Origin of the sequence: Levilactobacillus hammesii DSM 16381, assembly GCF_001434395.1 — a bacterium.
GTDB classification, from domain to species: Bacteria; Bacillota; Bacilli; order Lactobacillales; family Lactobacillaceae; genus Levilactobacillus; species Levilactobacillus hammesii.
The window spans coordinates 44,877-54,331 of sequence record NZ_AZFS01000064.1 but is presented as its reverse complement, the minus strand read 5'-3'; the positions used below and the strand labels follow the sequence as shown (position 1 = coordinate 54,331).

The following is a 9,455-nucleotide window of genomic DNA, read 5'->3' as shown; positions in this document are numbered from 1 at the left end:
CGCTTCTCAGGCCGCAGGCGGTCCCCACAGCAGCCGGAATCTCTGGCAGCCGCAGGCGGAACGGCAAGGCGGCCAGCTACCACCACCGTTGCCCAACAATGCACAATAACGTTAAGTCTTGAAAGGCGTTGGTTGCCAGAAACTCTCTGGTAACCAACGCCTTTTTAGCATGGGTTCAATTCGGCAATGCCCTAACCCACCGTGACCCGCAAAGCCTGGACAATTGTGTCTTCCAGACTCTCCGGCTTAGTGATTGGCGCATAGCGATCAATTAGCTGGCCGTCCCGACCAATCAAGAATTTGGTGAAGTTCCATTTGATCCGACCGTGCCCCGCCGTCGCCTTAAGGTAAGTAAACAAGGGGTCTTCGTCCTCCCCGTTGACCCGCACCTGCTTAGTCATGGGAAAGGTTACGCCATAGTGCATCTGACAGAAGTCACTGGTGGCTTCATCCGAATCGAGTTCCTGGTGAAACTGATTGGATGGCAGTCCCAGCACTTCGAGGCCTTGATCATGATACCGCTTATACAACGCTTCAATGCCCTCAAGTTGCGGCGCTAGGCCACATTTGCTCGCCGTATTCACAATGAGCACCACCTTGCCGCGATAATCCTTGAAATCAATCGTCTGACCGCTCATCTCAGTTTCGGAAAAATTATAGATTGTTGCCATGGGCCAACTTCCTTTCTAGAAACGATCCTTCGCAAAACAATTAATCCGTTTAAATCAGTTGTGCATAATCAAATTATACACCAACTAATTTAGAATTGCGTCTAATCCATTGCTGGATAAACCGTGGCAAAGCTACCGTCCCAGATGCCTTCGTGGTGACGGCGAATCACCGCGGCGGGGAGTTCGGGGGTTTCAAAGGTCGTGCTCATCCCAGAAATGGTCATCATGTCAAACCCGCGATCATGGCCGACCCGAAAAGCGGTGTCCACGCAGTATTCAGTCCGCAAGCCACAGATCTCCACGCTTTCCGCCAGGATGTGGTGTAACCGTTCCGCCAAGCCCGTCTCGTAAAAGGAATCCGAGTGGTATTTCAGAAAAACCGTATCCGCCGTCTGCCGGTGCAAGCGCGCATCTAAACGCCACGCATCACTGCCATACGGCAACGTATCGTCCGTATGCTGCATGAAGATCACGGGCCGGTCCTCATCATGGTAAATATCTAGGCGCTCATTGATCCGGTCAACCAGCGCTGCGTACCCCGCTGCTTGATTCAAGCCGTTTTGAACATCGATCACTAATAGGACATCTGCTTGTGGCATAGTTGTCACCCTTTCGGTCATTTAGTTGCTTTGAGTGTAGCACGCTTCCCTTAAAATTTCAGCACGCGGATCGGATAAACCACAACTGCCCCACGCAGCCTCTACTTATTACTAACGAGAAAAAGGCGATTTCAGTCTCACTTTTTTGAGAAAGAAATCAGAAATCGACAAAAACTCGCTGACAGTCCTGAATTGGCTGTCAGCGAGTTCTTTATTTTGAATCTTAGGATCACCGATTTTTCACTGACTTATAGGTGACCTAGTCGAAATACCTTTATTCACACGCTTTTCCGTTACGGCTGCGTCTTCAACATCTCCACTGCCTTTTCCGGCGCAGCCTGTATCAGATACGTCAGCAACTCATCGAAGGGCAAATCCGTTTGCACCAAGGTTTCATCCTGATCGTCAATCACATCAAAGACCGAGATGATGGGATAGCGAAGGCGGGGCAGCCGCTCGCGAGCATTGACGCCCACGATATTGCTATCAGCCACCTCAAAATCATGCACCAAAGCAAAGCTGACTTGGCGGCGGAGATAACGGTCGATGCTCAGGCCCTGACTGCTAGCCAACGCCAACACCCATTCCGTCAGACGCCGATCGGTGGCCGCAAATTCCAAGGGCTGGTCACGCCGCATCCAGTTCATCACCGTCAGCATGTCATCGTTCGGGATTTGACCGCCATAAGTGCCCTGGCCCTCATAACCGTGAAAACGGTAGCTACTATCCAGATGCGGTTCATCTTTTACGACTGGCAGATGCTCGATGTCCCGCAAATCAGCCGCGCTCTGAACGACTCGTGGTTCCGAGCAATAGTTTCGATAAAGGGTGACATCGGCTTCAGCCAGCAGATCTGCGGACAGGTTCGGGTAACAGAACAGGGCCTTGATGGCAAAAATGTCCACGCCCAGTAAGAGACTCCACAACACAGGAATTAACATTTTTTTGGTCAAGTCACGAAAGAGGGCCTGACCCGACCGATCCAAAACTGAGTAATAGGCCTCTTGATCAAGCATAATCTTACTGCCCACCTTGGTGCGGTACATGAAGGGCACGTCGTTTTGGTCGACCATAAACTTACTACCACCCTCACTCTCGACAATCATGGGTGCTGGTCCCTCGTCTTCGCGTTCCTCAAACAACACACCAAGGAGCGCGTCATCGGCGAGTACATCCCAGGCGTCGTAGGGCTCCTGATGAACACCGACCACAGAATATCCCATAGGAGCAACCCACTTAATCAGTTGCATCACAAAATTAAAGTCGGGATTGTAAGGTTCAATGGGATCTGGGAGGGTATCGGTATTTAAAATATCAACGAGCACATTTTGGAGATGGCCCTGATCCAGATCGTGGGCAAAGTAGTAACGACCATCACTGCTGAAAAGTTCAAAGTGGGATTGGCGTTCACGCATGCGGCGGCGTTCACCGGAAAATAGCGTGACGACCCCCTCAGACACTAGCGGCATGCGCGTACCATAATCGTACGCCGACACACTACTTTCCAACTGCATCTTTTTGAGAAAATCATTCAAATCAAAGCCCTGTTCTTCTTCCATGTCAGACCTCCTACGGTTAACCTCGAGCGGCAAACAACGGTACTTTAGCTTACGGTCTAACTGTAGCATGTGGCCCTGACACATGGTGTCGCTATGGCGCGGTCTGGCTGCAAAATCGAAAATTTTTTTAATTATATTTCGGTCGTGCAAAGAGTGGGACAGGAGGCGCTTAGATCCTGAGCATTAACCCCATAAGGCGGAAAATCCCGGGCTTGGATTATTCGCCTTATGGGGTTAAGCGCAGGGATCTGCCTTCTGTCCCACGTTTCAGCCATATACGTTTTGAGCGCAAAAAAAGTCTGGAAGTTTTGTCCCAGACTCTTGAATTGCTGCAAATTTTCTCTTGGCGCGCATTTCTCAAAACACCACGCAGTTAGGAATTACCGGTAGAAGCCAACGGCATCCAGCGTGTAACGCCCCGCCGTCACGGTAATCGTCACGTGATGCTTAACCGCTGGCAATCCCAGGAAGATGGCATTCTCCGCCTTATCCGCGGCGCGTTGCGGTTCAAAGTTGGGGGCCAATACGTGACCATCCACGCTGACCGCCAACCGACTCGTCACCATCTGTTTACCGTACAACGCAAAGCCGGTACCGGTGAAGTCAAACGCGACCTGCGTCTTCTCCCCGGCAGTCCCCGTTGATAGCGTGCGGTTCCAAATCGTATTGCCTAACCCACAGACATGTTGCCAATCCCCCCGATACGTGAGCCGTTCGTCTAAGTCGTCTCGTCGTTGATACTGCACGTCATCGGTCGCGGCGCTTTTGGCAATCACAATCTGCGAAATTTCGGTATGGTAGTACCCGGTTCCCAGTTTAACCCGGCCGCTATAGTGTGGATTGTCGGTATCCACGTAAGCCAACACGGTCTGACCATCAACGCTCGCCGTCAACCGATTATCCCGCACCCCGAAGCGCAGGTGATGTGGCTGGGCGAGGTCCAAGCCATCCACGTAGGCCAAACCCACTACCCGGTCGTCCTTGAGCAACTGGCAGCTGCCGTCCGTGGCGAGTTTGAAGACGTATGGGGCACTCTCCAGGCGACCTTTAACGTCCGTGACCTGGTAGAGCCCAATCCCGAAGTAATTGCCACTCGGGGAGTTCTGCTGCGTCTGCTGGTCAAAACGCACGGTCACCGCCACGGTGTAGTTGTGCCAGCGGTCATCCCCCAGCGTCAGGTTCGGTGCAAAGGAGTATTCCCAGTCCAGTGCCCGTTCGGCCTCGGTGATCTGCTGACGCAAGACCCCCTGGCCCTCACGAACCTCAACCTCAAAGGCCCCGCCCTGATCCGTGGTGTATCTTGGCGTGCCGCCCCGTTGCGTTAGATATTTTGCCGCGTAGCCGAAGTCATCTTGATAGAAGATATCCTGACTCTCCGCCACGTCCAACAGGTCATTGGTCACGGGGGCCACCTGCCGCGTATAGGTAACGGTAGGGTCATTAGCCAATGCTAGTGTGGTTGCCGTCACGATGGAATGGGACCGCACCAGAACCCGCAACTGCCCCGCTTTGGCAACTAGGGTTTCCCGCTGGCGTTTCAACCCGCTATCGTACGCCTGACCCGTAGCTGGCCCGCGACTCTCCCAAACGGTGACCGGTTTGCCAACTGCCGGCAAGTTGCGCAGCTGGAGCGTGTACGTCCGCGGTTCGGCACTGTCGTTCACCAAGACGGTCGAGAAGTCCTGCTTATCCGGGGCCACCAGCGTCAAATAGCTGGGAGCCGCCGTATTTTCCGTCAGATTCTCCGTTCCGCCAACGCGGCTACCACAGGCACTCGGCAGGTAGCGCCAGGGGTGGCTTTCCTGCCAGCCCGCCTGAGCAAAGTCCGTGAAGTGCTTCATCACCTGTAAGCCCACGTTATCCACCTCAAAGTAGCCGGACCACGGGTGATTGGCCGTAATCAATTCCTTGTGACTATAATTCACCCCGGGATAGTAGGCGGAAACGGCCGGCTGGAAAATGTAGAAGGTCCGCCGGGAGTTCACGTAGCTCTTAATCAGACGGTTGGCAACGTCCAAGCCACTCTGCTTTCCCCCAATGCCATCGCCGGAACTCGCCCGCACTCGGTACTTGCCAAAGGTCATTGGCGCAATGCCCTCGCTATACCAAACCTCGTGGTGCTGCTCATCGGCCAAGCGTTTGTATGGCTTATGCGGCCCATCATCGGTATTATAGTGATAACCGACTGCCGCCACGCGCTGAAGTAGTTCCCGGTCAGTCAACATGGCATCACCAAACGCCGTCTCGTAATTCTGATCGGCCGCAATGATCTTGATGTGCTGATACTGAGCCACGGGGAAGCCGTCAGGAAAGTCCGTATCATTGTGGAGCCGGTCCGCAAACCACTTGATCCACCGGTACATGGGGTGTTTGGTCTCATTTCGATCCGGATCGACGTAATCGAATAGGTAACCGAACTGTTGATAGGCCGCCACGATAGTCTGCTTGTAGAGTTGATACATGGGCTCATAAGCATCCTCACTGACGTTGTGGTCGGGATCAGCGCTCTTCACGGCTTGCCAGAGCGGCCGCAGGTAACCGGGTTCGCCCCAACGCAGGAGGCTCGTCTTCAACTGGGGATGGTATCGCTTGGCATCCGCAATCAACTGGTAACCGGCGCCCCGCAAGACGTTGGCGGGTTCCTCGGCCGAACGCTTCGTGGCCGGTTCGGTCCCGGACGACGTATTGGCATCATCCCCCAATTCCACCTTGACCATGTTCATTAAGGGATGGGGCCCACCAAACAGAATCTGTAAAATCTGCCGATAACTCGCGGGTTGTTCTGCTTTATAATCTAATAATAACCGTGATGAATTATTACAGCTCAGGTAACCAAACCCCTTGAACGTATTGGCATCATGGGCCGTGGTATCCAGCAGGTCACCATCAATAGTCACTAATGTTGTATTCATTAATTCCGTCACACTCCGATCTATTAAAATACAGTTTAAAAATATGAAGCTGGCTGATCACCTGCGGCTGCCAGAAGTTCCGGCTGCTGTGGGGACCGCCTGCGGCCTGAGAAACGGTCTTCCGGCTCGGTTTGAAGCCTGACCAAAACCGTCAGTCTCCAAACACGTCCCACGGTGTAAGCCGCTTCTCGGCTAACACCGTTGTCACGGCTGCCTCCACTTCTGGCCTCCTCCGGTTAAGCGAGTTCTTAACTCTAACATTGATGTGAGCATCGCCGATCTGGCAACGTTCATCCCAGGTTATGGGCAACTTTCAGTGGATCTGTGAGTGAGCTAATTTTGAGTTCGGCTATGCCATTTTCCAAGTAGTCTAGCTTGGACGCCCTCAGGGAATATAGTCGAAACCTGTTCCAGCTCAAATTTGGTGAATAGTAAGTTCGTATCATGATGCAACGTTGCCTGCAATACCGGCAGATGACACCAGTACCTTCAAGTTTGCCAAGCAACTAAAGTTTTAATTATTGGTTTATGTGCATAAAGAAACTAAGAAATCTCAAATTTTAGTAAACGTTTGCTCACTTTTACAGCTATAATACTTATATGCAATGGAATACGCAGCCTGTAAATAAATCTCATTCAGGAGGACATCCGATGACAACCATCAAAGATGTGGCCAAAAGTGCTGGTGTGTCGGCCTCGACCGTCTCACGGATCTTAAATTACGATGCCACACTCGCCGTCAGTGAAGAAACTCGGCGGAAGGTCCTAGAAGTCGCCGAAAAATTACAATACAAGAAAAAAGCCAAGAAAGCCAAACAATCCGGTGCCAAAATCGCCGTGGTTCAGTGGCACTCCGATAAAGAAGAATTAAACGACCTCTACTATTATCAAATTCAATACGGTATCGAGACCCGGGCCCTCAGTGGCGGTGTTTCCGTGGATACCATTTCCTTTAATAATATTGCGCACATTGACCTCACCGCTTACGTCGGGATCATTGCCGTGGGCAAGTACGATGAATCCGAAATTCACCTACTCGCCGACTACCATAAGCCACTGGTCTTCATCGGTGAGAATTACCTACTCTACGGTTTCGACAGCGTTCAGAGTGACTTCTTAACACCCATCAACTGGATTATTAATCATTATCTGGCTGAAGGGATTAAGGATATCGGTTTGATTGCTGGCCAGGAGGAAACTCTGACCGAACACAACGCCGTGTATGATCCTCGCGCCACGACTTATCGCACGCGAATGACACGTGAGAAATTGTTTAACCCGGACTACCTCTTCACGGGCAGTTACGGCCCCGATTCCGGCTATCTCCTAATGGAACGGGCCATCACCGAGCTCAAAGATGACCTCCCCCATGCCTTCATCATCGGGAGTGATTCCATGGCTATCGGTGCGCTCAAGGCCCTGAAGCAACACGATATCCAGGTTCCCGATCGCGTGAATATTATTAGTTTTAACGACGTGGCGATTGCTAAATACGCTTATCCCGCACTCACCACGGTTCACGTTTACACGGAAATCATGGGCGAACGCGCCTTCGATCTGCTCCAAGAACAGATCAAAAATGCCAATAAGATCCCTGAATCAGTCGTGATTAGTACTCGAATTATTAAACGCGACAGCAGTCTCTAGTTATCATAAAACCCGCAGTCAAACCCAGGCTTCCTCATGCTGGGTTTGACTGCGGGTTTTAACGATTTAAGTGGTCCAATTCATCCGGCACCAACACCGCTAATGATCACATCAAACCTAGTTTTGACTTTCTCAGCTTCAACTACATGCTTACCTTCCGCTTACAACTGCCAGAGGTTCTGGCGACTGTGGGGGTCAACCATCACGGGCCAACCGAAAGGCGGAAGACCACCGTCATTCGTTTTTGAAGTTAGGATCAATGTCTAACCACCGTTTACGCAGGTAGAATGCCGCTGCCTTCGGTTGACGATCACGGGTAAACAGGCCCTTCTTGTTGCCGTTAACCCGCATGTTGCCTTCAACCGTTTGGAAATCGGCCAAATTCCACGGCTGTTCCCCGCGGATGAAGTCGTAGGAATCAAAGACCCGATTGAACATCTGGAGCAATTCAATCTGATACTCCTCACTCCACATCACGGATGGCAGCTTGTGCAGGCCCGGTTGGGTGTCGGCCCCGTACTCCGAGAAGACGATCGGCTTATCAATATCCGAGGCCGCCCACTTGTCGAGTTCCGCGCGAAGCCCCGCTTCCCCATCGGAGATCTCATACCCCCACTTGTGGTACCAACCTGGATAGCGGTTCAACAGGTAGAAATCTGGGAACTGCTTGCAGTAAGAGGTATCGAAGGTATCGTCTTCGTTTAGGGTAAAGGTCCGCGGCCGTTGATCGGGATCTAAGGCCTTGGTATCCGCAAAGAGTTTTTCAAAGTATGGCACGGCCGATTCGCTCGACGTATCGGGCTCGTTGAGGAGGCTCCACGCCAGCACACTCGGGTGATTCTTATCTCGATGAACCATATCGGTAATCTGATCCAAGTGCTTCTTGTAGAGCTCTTCAGTCCAATCGCCATCGAAGAAGGATTGGTCGAGGCCCCCTAAGAAACTGGCCGCGGCCATTTTAAACCCAACGGCGGGCACCTCATCGATGATTAAGAAACCTTCCCGATCGGCAAACCGGTAAACCTCTTCGTCATAGGGGTAATGTGACGTCCGGAAGGAATTGGCTCCCATCCATTTCATCAATTCAAAGTCGCGCATTTCCACGTTGAGGTCAAAGGCCCGGCCCGCATAAATGCTGTCTTCGTGGCGACCGAATCCCTTCAAATAAACGGGTTGGCCGTTCACTAAGATCTGATGACCTGCAATGGCAATCGTCCGAATCCCAATTTCATCGCTGTACTCGTCAATCAGTTGGTCATTGGCTTTTAATTGGATAGTCAACGTGTAAAGGTGGGCGTCACGCACGTTCCACAACAGCGGGTGCTGGACGACCAAGTCACCGGTCCGGCCATTCCCCGTTGCCACAACCTGCCCCTTTTCATCGCGCAATGTCACACTGACACTGGCGGCCGCCTGACTCGTGGTCACGGTGTAATGCACCGTGGCGGCATCGTCCTGTAACGTGGACACCGCCGTGTAATCCACCACGTGATTCTGTGGCGTTGCGATCAGGTGAACACTACGGTTAAGGCCCGAATAGTTGTAAAAGTCAAAGAAAGGCTTGGCCATCTTCTTACCATTCTTGAGAACCGCGGTATCACCGGCTGGCAAGGCATCCCGGTGAAGCTCATTGTTCATCTTCAAGACGATTTCGTTTTCGGCGTCAAATTTCACGGCACTGGTAATATCGGCAAGAAACGGTAGGAAACCGCCCTCATGACTGCGGATCTCCTGGCCGTTCACGTAGACCGTTGCCCGGTGCGTTGCCGCGCCAAATCGTAGGCCAATCAATTGGCCCCGCAGTGATCCCGGGATAAATACCCGCTTGGCATACCAGAAGTCCCCGGTAAATTCACGTGAATCCTTGTCCGTAAAGAAGTCATTGAAACTAGCCGGTACGGGCATCTTAATCGGGTCTGGCAGTTGCTGGGTCCAGTGTTGCGCACCCCCCTGACTCTCGCGGTCAAATTCAAAATCCCACAGACCGTCTAGTTTTTGATCAAACCGGCATTGATTGGTCAACGGGTAGAGTAATTCTTTTTCCATAACGTCTGATTCCTCCAAGCT

Annotated in this window: 6 protein-coding genes; 1 reads left to right on the top strand and 5 read right to left on the bottom strand. The window is 52.1% G+C overall.

Annotated elements, in window-relative coordinates; genetic code table 11:
* Window positions 1–191: 191 nt before the first annotated feature.
* The 4 genes from FD28_RS10660 to FD28_RS10645 all read right to left on the bottom strand — a co-directional run bounded on the left by FD28_RS10660 (window position 192) and on the right by FD28_RS10645 (window position 5,741).
* Window positions 192–671, bottom strand: coding sequence for a glutathione peroxidase (locus FD28_RS10660; RefSeq protein WP_057735032.1), 480 nt, complete (start codon window positions 669–671; stop codon window positions 192–194).
* Window positions 672–772: 101 nt separating this feature from the next.
* On the bottom strand, window positions 773–1,270 hold the full coding sequence (locus FD28_RS10655) for an isochorismatase family protein (RefSeq protein ID WP_057735031.1): 498 nt from the start codon (window positions 1,268–1,270) through the stop codon (window positions 773–775).
* A 293-nt stretch (window positions 1,271–1,563) separates the two neighbouring features.
* Complete coding sequence (locus tag FD28_RS10650; protein ID WP_057735030.1) at window positions 1,564–2,829, bottom strand: hypothetical protein; 1,266 nt, start codon at window positions 2,827–2,829, stop codon at window positions 1,564–1,566.
* 380 nt (window positions 2,830–3,209) lie between these two features.
* A complete protein-coding gene (locus tag FD28_RS10645) occupies window positions 3,210–5,741 on the bottom strand; it encodes a glycoside hydrolase family 30 protein (RefSeq protein ID WP_057735029.1) in 2,532 nt (843 codons plus the stop codon).
* Between the two features lie 651 nt (window positions 5,742–6,392).
* On the opposite strand from FD28_RS10645, the gene FD28_RS10640 reads away from it, so the two are divergent.
* On the top strand, window positions 6,393–7,388 hold the full coding sequence (locus FD28_RS10640; RefSeq protein ID WP_057735028.1) for a LacI family DNA-binding transcriptional regulator: 996 nt from the start codon (window positions 6,393–6,395) through the stop codon (window positions 7,386–7,388).
* A 234-nt stretch (window positions 7,389–7,622) separates the two neighbouring features.
* Here FD28_RS10640 and uidA read toward each other — a convergent pair whose 3' ends face one another.
* Window positions 7,623–9,434, bottom strand: a complete 1,812-nt coding sequence (gene uidA, locus FD28_RS10635) for a beta-glucuronidase (protein ID WP_057735027.1) — start codon at window positions 9,432–9,434, stop codon at window positions 7,623–7,625.
* Window positions 9,435–9,455 lie beyond the last annotated feature (21 nt).